Below are 14,790 nucleotides of genomic sequence, written 5' to 3' on the forward strand. Positions count from 1 at the left end.
GGGGGCCGCGGGGGGCGGGGGGGGGGCGGGGCGGGCGGGGGGGGGGGGGGGGGGCGGGGCGCGGGCGCGGGGCGTGCGGGCACGGGGCCGTGAGGCGCGGGGCCGTGAGGCGCGGGGCACATGGGGTTAGAGAAAAAGCCGGCCGGAGACACCCTTGGGGTGCCTCCGGCCGGCTATGTCGGTTTGCGGATTTAGTTCGCCATCAGATCGGCGCCACGCCAACTGAAATCGGGCTCCGTCACGAACCGCTCGGTGATCTTCACGAGATCCTCCGCGTATTTGTTCGCGTGGTGTCCGCAGAACACCAGCTCGCTCCCACCCACCAGGGTGATCCGGAGCTTCCCGGCAGCATTGCAGCGGTCGCACCGTTCATCGGCGGCTGGGGGCGCCACCGTCTCGGGCGGCGGCGTGAGGGTCGAGTTCATCGCCTTCCTCCTCTGGTCGTCACCGATGAACAATCTCTTCGGTCGTTGCTCACCTATGGTGCAACACCCTTGCTAGGCACTGCCTTCCCTGTGTGCCCGCGGGGGACCGAGGTCACACATGGCAGGGACAGTGTGCCGTGCACCCAGGGTGCCACGTCAACGATCACATTCGTGCATCCGGACGATCACCATCTGGTGTTGCACACCAGGTGGTCAAAACGACACGTTCGGTTGACGAAACCCGCTCAGTCCAGGTAATCCCGCAGGACCTGCGACCGGGACGGGTGGCGCAGCTTGGACATCGTCTTGGACTCGATCTGCCGGATCCGCTCCCGGGTCACCCCGTAGACCTGGCCGATCTCGTCCAGCGTCCGGGGCTGGCCGTCGGTCAGGCCGAAGCGCAGGCGTACCACACCCGCCTCACGCTCGGAGAGCGTCTGTAGCACCTGCTGGAGCTGGTCCTGCAGGAGCGAGAACGAGACCGCGTCGACCGCGACCACGGCTTCGGAATCCTCGATGAAGTCACCGAGCTGGCTGTCGCCCTCGTCGCCGATGGTCTGGTCCAGAGAGATGGGTTCCCGGGCGTACTGCTGGATCTCCAGCACCTTCTCCGGTGTGATGTCCATCTCCTTGGCCAGCTCCTCCGGAGTGGGCTCGCGGCCCAGGTCCTGGAGCAGCTCGCGCTGTATGCGGCCGAGCTTGTTGATGACCTCGACCATGTGCACCGGGATGCGGATGGTGCGGGCCTGGTCGGCCATCGCGCGGGTGATCGCCTGCCGGATCCACCAGGTGGCGTACGTGGAGAACTTGTAGCCCTTGGTGTAGTCGAACTTCTCCACCGCGCGGATCAGGCCGAGGTTGCCCTCCTGGATCAGGTCGAGGAAGGCCATGCCACGCCCCGTGTACCGCTTGGCCAGCGACACCACCAGTCGGAGGTTCGCCTCCAGGAGGTGGTTCTTGGCCCGCTCGCCGTCACGGGAGATCCAGCCCAGGTCACGGACCATCTCCCGGACGAGCTTCTCCTCGCCCTCGTCGGCCGCGCGCAGCTGCTCGGCAGCGTAGAGCCCGGCCTCGATCCGCTTGGCCAGCTCCACCTCCTGCTCGGCGTTGAGCAGCGGAACCTTGCCGATCTGCTTCAGGTACGCACGGACCGAGTCGGCGGAGGCGGTCAGCTCGGCGTCCCGCCGGGCCTGCTTGAGGGCCTCGGACTCCTCGTCGTCCCACTCGAAGTCGTTGTCGGTGGCGGAGGCTGCGGCGTCGGTCTCGGCAGCCTGGGCCAGCTCGGCCGGCTCCTCGACCACCACGTCCTCGATCGTGGCCGCAAGCTCCTCCGGGTCGATCTCGCCCTCGGCGCCCTCGCCCTTGGCCTTGCCGCCGGCCTTTGTCGGCTTGGCGCCGGCGGCCGCGGCCACCGTCGCCTTGGTGGCCCGGGTCGGCTTGGCCTCGGCGGAGGTGCCCGTGGCCTTGCGTGCGGCCACCTTGCGCGGGGCCGGCGTCGGCGCATCGTCGCCGGCGGGCGCCTGCTTCGGGGCCGGCGCGGCGGCCTTCTTGGTGGTCTTGGCGGTGGTGGCCCGGGACGCCGGCGTGGTCGAGCGGGCCGCGGCGACGCGAGGGCGGCGGGTGCTCGCCGACCCGTCCACCACGACGGTCACTCCCGCCTCGGAGAGCGCCCGCAGAATCTTCTTGGCCTGGGCCGGAGTCACCTCGGCGGACTCGACGGTGCGCGCGAGCTGGGCCGACGTGAGCTGGCCACCGGCGCTCTGCGCGTGGGCGATCAGGGTGTCGGTGAGCGAGCGAACGTCGGCGCCGATCTGGCGGGGTTCTGTCACGAATGACCTTCCGGAGGCGAAGAGCGGGCACGGCCGGGTCGTCCGGCACAGCGTGGGTCAACCGGGCCGGGCGATGTGGTTGAGGGCCCCCGTGTCGCGGACCGGCCGGTGGTCGGCGGTCCGTGGCGCGTGGGTAGGGGTGAATTGTAACGCCGTCGGTGGCGATCATCCTGCGCCGCACTGGGTAACGGCGGTGGGACCGCCGATTCGGCGCTGATGTGGACTTTGTAAGGATGATACTCGCGCGTGACCCGGAACACCCCGGTCGTGCGGGAAGGGGACGTTGGGATGGACCGTTCGGCGCCGTCACCACGGGAACTTTTGGCGATCGGGCTCGATATTACGCGGGATGCGGCCGCCACCGCGTACCGGATGCGGGTCGAGGGTGTGTCCGTGGCGGCGACCAAGAGCACGGTTACCGACGTGGTCACCGCGGCGGACCGGGCGGTCGAGCGGCAGGTGCTCGACGCGCTGCAGCAGATGCGGCCGGACGACGCGGTGCTCGGCGAGGAGTACGGCACGGGCGACACCGGACCGGTCGCGCCGGGCGGCGTGCGCTGGATCGTCGACCCGATCGACGGCACCGTCAACTACCTCTATGGGCTGCCGTACAGCGCGGTGTCGCTGGCCGCCGAGGTGGACGGGGTGGTGGTCGCCGGTGTGGTGCGCAATGTGAGCACCGGCGAGGAGTGGACGGCGACGGCCGGTGGCGGGGCCTGGCGCGACGGTGTCCGGCTGCGCTGCTCCGGCGAGGTCGACCTGGGGCAGGCGTTGGTCGGCACCGGCTTCGGCTACGACGCCGGCCGCCGCGCGCACCAGGCCCAGGTGGTGGCCGGGCTGATCGCACACGTACGGGACATCCGCCGGCTCGGCGCCGCCGCGCTGGACCTCTGCCTCGTCGCCGAGGGGCGACTCGACGCGTACTTCGAGAAGGGTCTCGCGGCCTGGGACCTGGCGGCCGGCGGACTGGTGGCCGCCGAGGCGGGTGTGCGAGTCGCCGGCCTGGCCGGTCGGCCGCCGGGGCCGGACCTGGTGGTCGCGGCCCCGCCCGCGCTCTTCGCGCCGCTGCATGACCGGCTTGCCGAGCTGGACGCCGCCGGCGGTCCCTGACCGGCCGACCCGGCGGTGATGCAGGTCGGTTACGCCGTCACTTGGCGGCCGGGGACGGGCAGGAGCCCTTGGGTGCCTGTGGCGCGCCCGAGTCACCGAGGGACTGGTTGACCTCGGTCGTGGTGGCGAGCTGCTGGAAGCCGTTGCCCAGCACCACGTCCACGGTGTCGTCGGTGCGCTTCTCGTCATAGCCCGGCACGGCGTTGTTGAGGAAGTACGCCTGCAGCAGGTGCGCGGAACCGACGCCCTTCGGGCCGTACCGCAGCACCGCGACGCCGTCGACCTGCTTCTTTTCGTTCGCGGTCTTCTTGACCTGGAACTGCCGGTTGCTGAACTCGTCGGCGACGGTGCGGGCGAGGCCCGGCTGGTCCGTGCCGTTGAGCACGTTGATCTTCACGTCCTTGCGCTCGCGCAAGTTGAGATCAGCCAGCGGCCAGCCGTCCGGGCAGCCCGCGGCCGTGCCTGCCTTCCCCTGGCTGTCCCGAACGATCGCGGTGACCACGAATGCCAGGGCCAGCACCCCCAGCAGGCCGACGACGACGAGTGCTCGCACTCGCGCAAAACTCATCTGGCACTCCCGGGACCTCAGGTGGATGGTGGCGGCCGGCAACGATCGGACTGGCCGTCGGCCGTCGAATACGCCGCTGAGGTTAACGGTTGTCCGGCCGTCGCGTGGAAACAGCCCGACATGCCGGCGCGCCGACCGCGAACCGGGTACTACTACCCCTATCTTCGTGTCGCCTGAATCACATTGGGAACAACTTCGCGTGCGGGGGCGTACATCTCAGCCGCAAGGGCGGTATACATGCCTCGCCCAAGGGGGGGTAAGGTTCCGCGCTCGCAGGGGAGTCGCCCCAGTGAGCTCGACCCGTTCGGTCCTCGGGTCGGGTGCCCGACACAAGTGGTGGCCGGCCAATGGAACCGAAACAGCGTCGTCCGGCGTTACAACCGGAAGCGACAACATCGATATGGGAGAGTGAAAACCGATGGCCACCGACTACGACGCCCCGCGTCGCGACGAGGTCGACCTCGGCGAGGACAGCCTGGAAGAGCTCAAGGCCCGGCGCGTCGACTCACAGTCGGGCGCGGTGGACGTCGACGAGGCCGAGGTGGCCGAGAGCTTTGAGCTGCCCGGTGCCGATCTGGCCGACGAGGAGCTCACGGTCAAGGTGCTTCCGATGCAGCAGGACGAGTTCCGATGCGCCCGCTGCTTCCTGGTCCACCACCGTAGCCAGCTGGCGGTCGAGCGTAATGGCGAGCTGATCTGTCGCGAGTGCGTCTGACATCCACGACACCGGCGGCGGCCTCCTGAACGGGGCCGCCGCCGCCGGTGTAGGCATGCGGCCTTGGTGGGTACCTGCTTGACTCGTAGCGGGTAGCCACAGCACCGGGAGGTCCGACCCATGAGCGCTCGAGGCGGCACCACCGATGGCGACGCGGACGACCTCGGCGCCACCGTCGCGGCGTTGACCGCGGACGACATCGAGCCGGCCCGACGCCGTCAACTGCTGACCCGCATGGTCGGGCAGGCCCGTGCCCGGGGCATCTCCGACCTGTTCAAGCCCCGCTCCGCCGTGCGCTGGATGGTCGACGCCGTCGCCGACGTCGCTCCCCACGTACCTGTGCGGGACCTGGACACCCTGCGCCAGCACTTTCCCGGCCTGGACGACGCCGCCCTGGCCGACAGGCTCATCCGCAACGCGTCCCGGACCACCGCCGCGATCGGCGCGGCCGGCGGAGGAGTCGCCGCCGTCGAGTGGGCGGTTGCCCCGGCCCTGCTCTCCGCGCCGGTGCTGCTCGCCGCCGAGACCGTCGCCGTGGTGGCGGTGGAGCTGAAGCTGGTCGGTGAGCTGCACGAGGTCCACGGTGTGGCGCTGCCGGGCGCGGGCAGCCAACGGGCGGTCGCCCTGGTGCACTCCTGGGCCACCCAGCGCGGGGTCAACCCGATGGTGCCCGGCGTGGGAGTGGGCGCGGTGCTCGGCACCGCCGCCCGCAAGGAACTGCGGGACATGCTGCTGCGGCGTTTCGGTCGCAACCTCACCACGCTCGGCCCGTTCCTGACCGGCGCGGCGGTGGCCGGCTTCCTCAACCGTCGGGCCACCCAGCAGATGGCCGACCAGCTTCAGGTGGACCTGCGCAGACAGGGCATCGCCCGGCCCGCGCCGCCGCAGGCCCTGCCGGGCCCGCCGACCGGCACCTGACGGGCCGCGTACGGCGTGGTTGTCAGGCCGCCTCGCCGGCCGGCCGGTCGACACGCGGGCGGATGGCGTCGCGCGCGGTCAGCACCGCGTCGGCCAGCTCGACCGGGTGCCGCGTGCTCACCACCCAGAACGGGGTCGGATCCGCCGGATCGTCGAGCACCACCTGCACGGCGCCGCTGATCCACGGTCGCTGCACCACGAAGGCGAGCGGGTCCGCGCCAACCCCGAGCACCTCACGGCGGCCGGACGCGTCCAGCGGCACCACGTCGGCCACGAAGCGGACCGGCAGGCGGGCGTCGTCAACCCTCAGCTCGGAGTCGGCGACCCCGACCCGGATCCGGCCCAGCCACCACATGCCGGCCGCGGTGAGCGGCAGCAGCACGGCGAACGGCAGCCAGGTGCGGACGCCGGAGGCGCCCATCCAGATCTCGACGGCCAGCAGCGCGGCGGCCACCAGCCCGACCAGCCACAGCCACCAGGGCAGATCCAGCCGTTCGGCGTACGTCGTGCGGGCGGCGACCGGCGGCTCATCGGCGGACGGGGAGGGCGACATGCTCACTCCTGCGAGGGTACGGCGCACGGTGGCTCGGCGAACCGGCAGGATGGCAGGGTCACCCCGAGAACCGGACAGAAGAGGGGACCCGTGACCGACGTCGTACCCGTGCCCGTACAACTGCTCGACTCCGAGCTGCCGCTGCCCACGTACGCCCATCCCGGCGACGCCGGGGCCGATCTGGTGGCGGCCGCGGACGTGGAGCTGCCACCAGGTGGCCGCGCCCTGGTGCCCACCGGCGTGGCCATCGCCCTGCCGGAGGGGTACGTGGGCCTGGTCCACCCCCGCTCCGGTCTGGCGGCCAGGCTCGGCGTGACGGTGCTCAACGCGCCCGGTACGGTCGACGCCGGCTACCGGGGTGAGATCCTGGTCAACCTGATCAACCATGATCGGGATGTGCCGGCGAAGATCTCCCGCGGCGACCGGATCGCGCAGCTCGTGGTCCAGCAGGTCGCACGGGCGCGGTTCGAGCCGGTGGTCGAGCTGCCCGCGTCCCGGCGCGGGGCCGGTGGGCACGGGTCCACCGGTGGGCACGCCGGGCTGGTGCCGTCGCCGGCGGGCCAGGACCGGGTCGAGCAGCGGCCAGATGAGCCGGGCCGCGGGCAGACGGAAGAGGTGGCAGGGTGAGTGTGAACAGCGGAGGGTGGGTGCAGTGATCTTTTCCCGAAAGCGGGCCGATGCCGAGCGGCACACCCGTGACGAGCGGGCCACCGAGGTCCCCGACCAGGGCGATGCGGCGCCGGCGCTGGTGCGCGGCCCGTACGACATCTCCGAGAGCTACGACGACGTGCAGCGACTCGACCTGGGCAGCCTGCACATCCCGGCGATCGCCGACGTGGAGGTGCGGGTGCAGGCTGACCCGCAGGGCGTGATCCAGCAGGTGGTGCTGGTGCACGGGGACAACGCGCTCCAGCTGGGTGTCTTCGCCGCCCCCCGGTCCGAGGGGATCTGGGGCGAGGTGCGCGAGGAGATCCGCCAGTCACTGCTTCGCGACGGCGCGAGCGCGCAGGAGGTCGAGGGCGAGTACGGCCCGGAGCTGCACGCCCAGGTGCGCACGCCGGACGGCCCGACGAACCTGCGGTTCGTCGGCATCGACGGGCCCCGCTGGATGGTTCGCGGCGTGTTCCAGGGCCCGGTCGCCACGGATCCGGCCGCGGCCGGCCCGCTCGCGGAGTGCCTGGACGGCCTGGTGGTCGACCGTGGCCAGGAGGCCAAGCCGGTCCGCGAGCCGCTGCCGCTGCAGCTGCCCCGGGAAATCGCGGACCAGGCCGACGCCGAGGCGGGCGACGCCGCCGCCGAGCCGCGCCAGGTCTGACCCACGCGCACCGGCCCGCCGGAACCAGCCCCGTCGGCGTACGCTGGCGGCACGGTTCCGGCGTCGCCGGGGTCGGCCGGGGTCGGCAAGCGTGGAGAGGGTGACGCGGAGGTCATGATGACCGACGAGAGCCGGGTGTCGCTGCGGCGCATCCTGCAACGGTTCACCGCCAGCGAGGCCGAGATCGACGCACAGGAGCTGCGTCGGGAGAGCGCCCAGTGCGGCGGCATCCCGGCCCAGCAGTGCTCCCGGGGCCAACTGGTCTCGGTCGCTGGTCGGCTGCGCACGGTGGTCTACACGCCGCGTACCAACCTGCCCACCCTCGAGGCCGACCTGTACGACGGCACCGACGTGGTCACCCTGGTCTGGTTGGGTCGACGGCACATCGCCGGGATCGAGCCGGGCCGGCACCTGACCGCCCGTGGCCGGGTGGCGGTGCGCGACGACCGCAAGGTCATCTACAACCCCTACTACGAGCTGGACCTGCCGAAGTGACGGCTCTGCGGACGGAAGGCCGGCGATGACGACGGGACAGCACCGGGCGGCACAGCCGGAGACCGGCCCTCAGGACGAGGAGCGGCTGCCGACGATCGCCGAGCAGATGGCCGACCAGCTCGGCGGCTGGCGAGGGCTGGTCGAGTCCAGCATCCCGGTCGTGGTCTTCGTCATCGCCAACGTCATCGGCGACCTGCGGCCGGCGGTGATCGCCTCGATTTCCGTCGCGCTGTTGATCGCCGGGCTGCGGCTGGCCCAGCGCCGGCCGATCCGGCACGCCGTCAACGGGCTGTTCGGCGTCGGCGTCGGTGCGGCCATCGCCTGGCGTACCGGCGACGAACGAGATTTCTACCTCCCCGGCATCCTCTACGGCATCGGCTACGGCATCGCCCTGCTGATCTCGGCGGCCATCCGGCAGCCCCTCGTCGGCTGGATCTGGTCGGTGCTCGTCGCCAAGGGCCGCTCGGAGTGGCGGGACGACCCGAAGCTGGTGCGCACCTTCACCCAGCTGACCGTGCTCTGGGGCGTGGTCTGGCTGGCCAAGGTGGGCGTGCAGGCCGGGCTCTACCTGGCCCACCAGGACACCGCGCTGGGCGTGGCCCGGCTGGCTCTGGGCTACCCCCCGTACGCGCTGCTGCTGCTGATCACGGTCTGGACGGTGCGCCGGGTCACCCGGGAGTCGCAGCCGACCCCGCTGCCCGGCGCCTGAGCGGGGCTGGGCAGCCCGGCGCTTTCCGTCGGCTCAGCGTGAGCCGCGGGTCCGTTCGACGCTGTCCGGCCCGAGGATCACCGCGCGGACCTCGTCCTCCACCTCAGCGGTGCAGACGAAGATCAGCTCGTCGCCGGCCTCGATCGGGTCGTCCGGGCTGGGCACCAGGACCCGCTTGCCGCGCAGGATCGCCACCAGCGCGGCGTCGCGGGGCAGCGGCACGGCGTGGATCGGCTGACCGACGTAGGGCGCGGTCGGCGGCAGGGTGATCTCGACCAGGTTCGCCTCGCCCTGCCGGAAGGTCATCAGCCGCACCAGGTCGCCGACGGTGACCGCCTCCTCGACCAGCGCGGCCATCACCCGCGGCTTGCTCACCGCGACGTCCACGCCCCACTGCTCGGTGAACAACCACTCGTTCTCGGCCCGGTTCACCCGGGCGACCACGCGGGGCACCGCGAACTCGGTCTTGGCGAGCAGCGACACCACCAGGTTGGCCTTGTCGTCGCCGGTGGCCGCGACCACCACGTCGCAGCCCGCGATGTTGGCCTCCTCCAGGCTGGCCAGCTCGCAGGCGTCGGCCAGCACCCAATCGGCGGCCGGCACCCGCTCCGGGCGGAGCATCTTGGGTTGGCGCTCGATCAGCATCACCTGGTGGCCGTTGTCGATCAGCTCCTGGGCGATCGAGCGGCCCACGTTGCCCGCGCCCGCGATGGCGACCCGCATGGCTCAGTGCCCCCCTTCCGGCGGCGTCGCCGCCACCGACGTGACCGTCGCCACGATGTCATCGCTGACCAGCATGAACACCTGGTCACCCTCCTGCACGACGGTGGAGCCGGTGGGCAGCGTGCCGATGCCGAAGCGGATCAGGTAGGCCACCCGCGCCCCGGTCGCCTCCTCCAGCGTTCGCACCGACCGGCCGATCCAGTCCTTGTGCACCGGGACCTCGACGATCGACACCGTGCTCGTGGGGTCGCGGAAGATCTCCACGTTGCCCTCCGGCACCAGGTGCCGCAGCATCCGGTCGGCCGTCCAGCGCACGGTCGCCACGGTGGGGATGCCCAGCCGCTCGTACACCTGCGCCCGGCGCTGGTCGTAGATGCGGGCAGCGACCCGGGACACGCCGAACGTCTCGCGGGCCAGTCGGGCCGAGATGATGTTGGAGTTGTCGCCGCTCGACACCGCCGCGAAGGCGTCCGCGCGCTCGATGCCGGCCTGTCGCAGCACCTCACCGTCGAAGCCCGCCCCGGTTACCGTGATCCCGGCGAAGTCGGGGCCGAGCCGGCGGAAGGCGTCGGCGTCCTGGTCGATCACCGCCACCGAGTGCCCCCGGGACTCCAGGCTGTGGGCGAGGGTCGACCCGACCCGGCCACATCCCATGATCACGACGTGCACGCTGTCCCTCCCAAGGTGCGTACCGCTCCGGTTGCCGGTGGCCTCCGAGTGCGAGCCTGCCACGTCCCGGTGGGAAGCGGGGACCGACCGTACCCCGTCGTGCCGAACAGCGGGGATCGCCCACCCCCGCGCTTCCGCCGTGGTGGTCGTACTCTTGGCGATCGTGGCCAGTCCCACCTCGCTGCTGAAGCGGCTTCTCCTCGGTCGACCGTTCCGGTCCGACCGGCTCCAGCACACCCTCCTGCCGAAGCGCATCGCGCTACCCGTGTTCGCCTCCGACGCGCTGTCCAGCGTCGCGTACGCGCCCGACGAGATCCTGCTGACCCTCTCCATCGCCGGAGCCTCCGCGTACGTCTTCTCGCCGTGGATCGCCCTGGCGGTGGTCGTGGTCATGCTGACGGTGGTCGCCAGCTACCGGCAGAACGTGCACGCCTACCCCTCCGGGGGCGGGGACTACGAGGTGGCCACGGTCAACCTGGGCCCGAAATTCGGCGTCGGCGTGGCCAGTGCCCTGCTGGTCGACTACGTGCTCACGGTGGCGGTGTCGGTCTCCTCCGGGGTGGCCAACCTCGGCTCGGTGGTGCCGTTCGTGGCCACCCACAAGGTCATGATCGCGGTGGCGGCGGTGGTGCTGCTGAGCGCGGTGAACCTGCGCGGTCTGCGCGAGTCGGGCACCGCCTTCGCCATCCCCACCTACGGCTTCGTGATCGTGATGGGCGCGATGCTGCTCACCGGGCTGGTCCGGGTCTTCGTGCTGGGTGACGAACTCCGCGCGCCGAGCGCCGATCTGGTGATCCAGGCCGAGCACAGCGTGACCGGTTTCGCGCTGGTCTTCCTGCTGCTGCGGACGTTCAGCTCGGGCGCCGCCGCGCTCACCGGAGTCGAGGCGATCTCCAACGGGGTGCCGGCGTTCAAGGCGCCGAAGAGCCGCAACGCCGCCACCACCCTGCTGCTGCTCGGCACCATCTCGGTGAGCATGCTGGTCGGGATCATCTGGCTGGCGCGGCTGACCCACTTGCAGTTCGTCGAGGACCCGGGCCTCCAGATCCTCTCCGGCCCCGAGGGGTACGTGCAGAAGACCGTCACCACCCAGCTCGGCGAGACGGTCTTCGGCTCCGGATCGATCCTGCTCTACGTGGTGGCCGGGGTGACGGCCCTGATCCTGTTCCTGGCCGCGAACACCGCGTTCAACGGCTTCCCGGTGCTCGGCTCGATCCTCGCGCAGGACCGCTACCTGCCCCGGCAGTTCCACACCCGGGGCGACCGGCTGGCGTTCTCCAACGGCATCGTCTTCCTCGCGCTCTTCGCGATCGTGCTGATCGTCGGCTTCCAGGCCGAGGTGACCCGGCTCATCCAGCTCTACATCGTCGGGGTCTTCGTCTCGTTCACCGTCTCCCAGGCCGGCATGATCCGGCACTGGAACCGACACCTGCGGACCGAGCGGGATCCGGAGGCGCGTCGCCGGATGCACCGGTCCCGGGCCATCAACACGTTCGGCATGGGCCTGACCGGCACGGTGCTGGTGATCGTGCTGATCACCAAGTTCCTGCTCGGCGCCTGGATCGCGATCGCCGCGATGGCGGTGATCTACCTGTTGATGCTGGCCATCCGCCGGCACTACGACCGGGTCGCCCGGGAGTTGACCCCGCCGGACGAGGGCCGCGCCGTACTGCCCGCCCGTAACCACGCGATCGTGCTGGTCAGCAAGCTGCACCAGCCGACGCTGCGGGCCATCGCGTACGCCCGGGCCACCCGGCCGGACACGCTGACCGCCGTGACCGTCAACGTGGACGACAAGGACACCCGGGACCTGCAGGCCGACTGGGAGCGGCGGGAGATGGCCATTCCGCTCACCGTCGTCGACTCGCCGTACCGGGAGATCACCCGGCCGATCCTGGACTTCGTCGCCTCCACCCGCCGCAAGTCACCCCGGGACGTGGTCACCGTCTTCATCCCGGAGTACGTGGTCGGCCGCTGGTGGGAGAACCTGCTACACAACCAGAGCGCCCTGCGCCTCAAGGGCCGGCTGCTCTTCGAACCGGGGGTGATGGTGGTCAGCGTGCCGTGGCAGCTCGCCTCGACAGCGAACAAGAACCTGGACCGGCTGGACGCCACGCTGTCCCGGACCCCGGCCCGGGGGCCGCGGGGTACGGTGCCGCCGCTGGTCTCCGCACCGCCGGTGGTCGCCGCACCGCCCGGCGAGGGTGGCCCGGCGGACAGCGGAACGAGCGGAGACGGCCGTGACTGAGCGAAGCGGGCAGCAGACCACGACACCTCCGACGTCGGAGCGTGGCCTGGTCGAGACGGAACGGGTCGAGCTGACCGTCGACGCGGTCGCCCCTGGCGGGCACTGCGTGGCACGCGTGGACGGGCAGGTGGTCTTCGTCCGGCACGCGCTGCCCGGTGAACGGGTCATCGCCGAGGTCACCGAGGTGCACCGGGGGTTCGTCCGGGCCGACGCGGTGACCGTGCTGGAACCCTCACCGGACCGGGTCGAGCCGCCCTGCCCGTACGCGAAGCCAGGCGCCTGCGGTGGCTGCGACCTGCAGCACGTCGCCCCGGACGCGCAGCTGGCCTGGAAGACCGCCGTGGTGCGCGAACAACTGGTCCGTCTCGGCGGGCTGACCGACGTCGAGCTGGACCGGCTCGGCGTCCGGGTCGAGGCGCTGCCCGGCGGGCTGCTGGGCTGGCGCTCCCGGGTCCGCTACGCGGTGGACGCCGCGGACCGGGCCGGCCTGCTCAAGCACCGCTCGCACGAGGTGGTGCCGATCGACCGCTGCCGGATCGCCCACCCGGCCATCCAGCAACTGCCGGTGCTCATGCCGACCGGCGCGCGCTGGCCGGCCGCCGAGGCGGTGGAGACCATCGCCAGCACCGGCGGGGACGTGACCGTCGCGGAGGTCCGCGACGGCGTGCCCACCCCGGTGAGTGGGCCGACCGAGGTCCGCGAGGTGGCCGCCGGACGGGACTGGACGCTGCCCGCGTCCGCGTTCTGGCAGGTGCACCCGGCCGCCGCGGACACCCTGTCCACGGCGGTGCTGGAACTGCTCGATCCCCAGCCGGGCGAGGTCGCCTGGGACCTCTACGGCGGCGCCGGGCTGTTCGCCGCAGGGCTGGCCGCCCGGGTCGGTGCGACCGGCCGGGTGACCCTCGTGGAGGCCGCGGCGCAGGCCGTCGCCGCCGCCCGGGAGAACCTGGCCGACCTGCCCCGGGTCGAGGTGGTGTCGGCCCGGGTGGAGACCGCGCTGGCCCGCCGACGGATCACCGGCCCGGTCGACGTGGTGGTGCTCGACCCGCCGCGCGCCGGGGCGGGCGCCCCGGTGGTCCGCGCGCTGGTCGCCGCCGGCCCACGGGCGATCGCGTACGTGGCCTGCGACCCGGCCGCCTTCGCCCGGGACGTGCGCACCTTCGCCGAACTCGGCTGGCGGCTGACCGCGCTGCGTGGCTTCGACCTGTTCCCGATGACGCAGCACGTCGAGCAGGTCGGGCTGCTGCTCCCGCCGGCATGAGTGACCCGCTGACGGTCGTCGGGCTGATGTCGGGGACGTCGTATGACGGGGTGGACGTCGTCGCGGCGGAGTTCAGCGTCGAGGGGGACACCCTGTGGCTGCGGCCATTGGGGCATCGTGGCCTGGACTACGACGAGCGGCTGCGGGCCGAGATCGCCGCGCTGCTGCCCCCGGCGGCCACCACCATCGAGGCCGTCTGCCGGCTCGACAACCGTCTGGGCGAGGTCTTCGCCGAGGCGGCGGCGGTCGGGGTGGAGCTGGCCGGTGGGCGCGCCGACGCGGTGGTCTCTCCGGGTCAGACGGTCTTTCACTGGGTCGCCGACGGGGTGGCCCTGGGCACCCTGCAACTGGGCGCGGTGGCCCGGGTGGCCGCCCGGGTCGGCGTACCGGTGCTCAGTGACCTGCGTTCGGCGGACATCGCCGTCGGCGGGCAGGGCGCGCCGCTGGTGCCGGCCTTCGACGCGTTGCTGCTCGACGGTGCCGCCGGGCCGCGCGCGGCGCTGAACCTTGGCGGCATCGCCAACCTCACCGTGGTCGCGCCCGGGGCCCCGGTGCTCGGGTACGACGTGGGCCCGGCCAACGCCCTGCTGGACGCGGCGGCCCAACGCTTCCTGGGCCGGCCGTGTGACCTCGACGGTGCGCGGGCGGCGGCCGGCCGGGTGCACCCCGGGCTGCTCGCCGCGCTGCTGGCTGAGCGGTACTACGCGGCAGCACCACCCAAGTCCACCGGCAAGGAGCTGTTCCACGCCGGCTACCTGGACCGGCACCTTGCCGCGCTCGGTGCGCAGGTGCCGGTGGACGACCTGCTGGCCACGCTGACCGAGCTGACCGCGCGGGTGGTTGCCGCCGAGTGCGATCGGCACGGCGTGGTCGAGGTGGTCGCCGCAGGTGGTGGTGTGCGCAATCCCACCCTGCTGGGTCGACTCGCCGCACTCGGTGCCGGCCGGTGGCGGCTGCGCCGCAGCGACGAGCTGGGCGTCCCCGCGCAGGCCAAGGAGGCGTACGCCTTCGCGCTGCTCGGCTGGCTGTCCTGGCACGGACTGCCCGGGTCGATCCCGTCGGTGACCGGCGCCACCCGGGGCGCTGTGCTCGGCTCGTGGACACCGGCCGGGCCGGCGTACCCCGGCATCCCGACCGACCCGCCGCTCCGGCTGCGCATCCGGGCCTGATGAGGGTTGCAGCCGGCCTTGACCAGGCACGCGGCAGATCGCCCGCGCCGGGCCGACCGGGCTCTGACCAGGCGCTCAGCCGT

General features: G+C 72.1%; 16 protein-coding genes. 10 read left to right on the forward strand and 6 right to left on the reverse strand.

From position 1 onward, the window contains the following. Positions 1-191: 191 nt before the first annotated feature. Together ABZS37_RS24865 and ABZS37_RS24870 are read right to left on the reverse strand one after the other, a co-directional pair. Positions 192-425, reverse strand: coding sequence for a hypothetical protein (locus tag ABZS37_RS24865; protein ID WP_354993315.1), 234 nt, complete (start codon positions 423-425; stop codon positions 192-194). A gap of 245 nt (positions 426-670) precedes the next feature. Then, the gene (locus ABZS37_RS24870; protein ID WP_354993316.1) at positions 671-2,254 is read right to left on the reverse strand and encodes an RNA polymerase sigma factor; all 1,584 of its coding nucleotides are present in this window, start codon (positions 2,252-2,254) and stop codon (positions 671-673) included. 288 nt (positions 2,255-2,542) lie between these two features. Between ABZS37_RS24870 and ABZS37_RS24875 the strand changes: the two genes are divergently transcribed. Continuing rightward, complete coding sequence (locus ABZS37_RS24875; RefSeq protein ID WP_355172645.1) at positions 2,543-3,364, forward strand: inositol monophosphatase family protein; 822 nt, start codon at positions 2,543-2,545, stop codon at positions 3,362-3,364. Positions 3,365-3,401: 37 nt separating this feature from the next. Here the strand turns inward: ABZS37_RS24875 and ABZS37_RS24880 are convergent, their stop codons facing one another. Further along, on the reverse strand, positions 3,402-3,917 hold the full coding sequence (locus ABZS37_RS24880) for a LytR C-terminal domain-containing protein (protein ID WP_355172773.1): 516 nt from the start codon (positions 3,915-3,917) through the stop codon (positions 3,402-3,404). A 433-nt stretch (positions 3,918-4,350) separates the two neighbouring features. Here ABZS37_RS24880 and ABZS37_RS24885 point away from each other — a divergent pair, with 433 nt between their 5' ends. Further along, positions 4,351-4,647 carry a DUF4193 domain-containing protein gene (locus ABZS37_RS24885; RefSeq protein ID WP_007075406.1) on the forward strand — a complete coding sequence of 99 codons (297 nt, stop codon included), beginning with the start codon at positions 4,351-4,353 and terminating at the stop codon, positions 4,645-4,647. A gap of 120 nt (positions 4,648-4,767) precedes the next feature. After that, positions 4,768-5,565, forward strand: coding sequence for a hypothetical protein (locus ABZS37_RS24890; RefSeq protein WP_355172647.1), 798 nt, complete (start codon positions 4,768-4,770; stop codon positions 5,563-5,565). A gap of 22 nt (positions 5,566-5,587) precedes the next feature. On the opposite strand, the gene ABZS37_RS24895 is transcribed toward ABZS37_RS24890, so the two are convergent. Beyond that, a complete protein-coding gene (locus ABZS37_RS24895; RefSeq protein ID WP_355172775.1) occupies positions 5,588-6,118 on the reverse strand; it encodes a DUF3093 domain-containing protein in 531 nt (176 codons plus the stop codon). 90 nt (positions 6,119-6,208) lie between these two features. Between ABZS37_RS24895 and dut the strand changes: the two genes are divergently transcribed. The 4 genes from dut (at position 6,209) to ABZS37_RS24915 (ending at position 8,637) form a co-directional block, all read left to right on the forward strand. Beyond that, complete coding sequence (gene dut, locus ABZS37_RS24900) at positions 6,209-6,745, forward strand: dUTP diphosphatase (protein WP_355172649.1); 537 nt, start codon at positions 6,209-6,211, stop codon at positions 6,743-6,745. A gap of 25 nt (positions 6,746-6,770) precedes the next feature. After that, positions 6,771-7,433 (forward strand): DUF3710 domain-containing protein, encoded by a 663-nt coding sequence (locus ABZS37_RS24905; protein WP_355172651.1) that lies wholly within the window; start codon positions 6,771-6,773, stop codon positions 7,431-7,433. A 114-nt stretch (positions 7,434-7,547) separates the two neighbouring features. Beyond that, a complete protein-coding gene (locus ABZS37_RS24910; protein WP_354993321.1) occupies positions 7,548-7,928 on the forward strand; it encodes an OB-fold nucleic acid binding domain-containing protein in 381 nt (126 codons plus the stop codon). 25 nt (positions 7,929-7,953) lie between these two features. Beyond that, the gene (locus tag ABZS37_RS24915; RefSeq protein ID WP_355172653.1) at positions 7,954-8,637 is read left to right on the forward strand and encodes a DUF3159 domain-containing protein; all 684 of its coding nucleotides are present in this window, start codon (positions 7,954-7,956) and stop codon (positions 8,635-8,637) included. Between the two features lie 33 nt (positions 8,638-8,670). Here the strand turns inward: ABZS37_RS24915 and ABZS37_RS24920 are convergent, their stop codons facing one another. Continuing rightward, positions 8,671-9,360, reverse strand: coding sequence for a TrkA family potassium uptake protein (locus ABZS37_RS24920; RefSeq protein ID WP_355172655.1), 690 nt, complete (start codon positions 9,358-9,360; stop codon positions 8,671-8,673). Positions 9,361-9,363: 3 nt separating this feature from the next. Then, complete coding sequence (locus tag ABZS37_RS24925) at positions 9,364-10,029, reverse strand: TrkA family potassium uptake protein (protein WP_354993324.1); 666 nt, start codon at positions 10,027-10,029, stop codon at positions 9,364-9,366. Positions 10,030-10,192: 163 nt separating this feature from the next. Here ABZS37_RS24925 and ABZS37_RS24930 point away from each other — a divergent pair, with 163 nt between their 5' ends. Genes ABZS37_RS24930 through ABZS37_RS24940 form a run of 3 tightly spaced genes read left to right on the forward strand, consistent with a single transcriptional unit; the run spans position 10,193 to position 14,707 of the window. Then, entirely contained in the window at positions 10,193-12,277 is a 2,085-nt protein-coding gene (locus tag ABZS37_RS24930) for an APC family permease (protein WP_355172657.1), read from the forward strand. A 46-nt stretch (positions 12,278-12,323) separates the two neighbouring features. Next, complete coding sequence (locus ABZS37_RS24935; RefSeq protein WP_355172777.1) at positions 12,324-13,538, forward strand: TRAM domain-containing protein; 1,215 nt, start codon at positions 12,324-12,326, stop codon at positions 13,536-13,538. Continuing rightward, on the forward strand, positions 13,535-14,707 hold the full coding sequence (locus ABZS37_RS24940; RefSeq protein ID WP_355172659.1) for an anhydro-N-acetylmuramic acid kinase: 1,173 nt from the start codon (positions 13,535-13,537) through the stop codon (positions 14,705-14,707). The genes ABZS37_RS24935 and ABZS37_RS24940 overlap by 4 nt, the downstream gene beginning before the upstream one ends. Positions 14,708-14,790 lie beyond the last annotated feature (83 nt).

Source organism: Micromonospora sp. NPDC005413, from assembly GCF_040606435.1.
In the GTDB taxonomy this organism is placed as follows: Bacteria; Actinomycetota; Actinomycetes; order Mycobacteriales; family Micromonosporaceae; genus Micromonospora.

Bases quoted from the DNA above. Each gene is read 5' to 3' on its own strand.
- ABZS37_RS24915 (WP_355172653.1), top strand. From the start codon at position 7,954: ATGACGACGGGACAGCACCGGGCGGCACAGCCGGAGACCGGCCCTCAG.
- ABZS37_RS24890 (WP_355172647.1), top strand. From the start codon at position 4,768: ATGAGCGCTCGAGGCGGCACCACCGATGGCGACGCGGACGACCTCGGC.
- ABZS37_RS24895 (WP_355172775.1), bottom strand. From the start codon at position 6,118: ATGTCGCCCTCCCCGTCCGCCGATGAGCCGCCGGTCGCCGCCCGCACG.
- ABZS37_RS24920 (WP_355172655.1), bottom strand. From the start codon at position 9,360: ATGCGGGTCGCCATCGCGGGCGCGGGCAACGTGGGCCGCTCGATCGCC.
- ABZS37_RS24875 (WP_355172645.1), top strand. From the start codon at position 2,543: ATGGACCGTTCGGCGCCGTCACCACGGGAACTTTTGGCGATCGGGCTC.
- ABZS37_RS24940 (WP_355172659.1), top strand. From the start codon at position 13,535: ATGAGTGACCCGCTGACGGTCGTCGGGCTGATGTCGGGGACGTCGTAT.
- ABZS37_RS24910 (WP_354993321.1), top strand. From the start codon at position 7,548: ATGATGACCGACGAGAGCCGGGTGTCGCTGCGGCGCATCCTGCAACGG.
- ABZS37_RS24885 (WP_007075406.1), top strand. From the start codon at position 4,351: ATGGCCACCGACTACGACGCCCCGCGTCGCGACGAGGTCGACCTCGGC.
- ABZS37_RS24865 (WP_354993315.1), bottom strand. From the start codon at position 425: ATGAACTCGACCCTCACGCCGCCGCCCGAGACGGTGGCGCCCCCAGCC.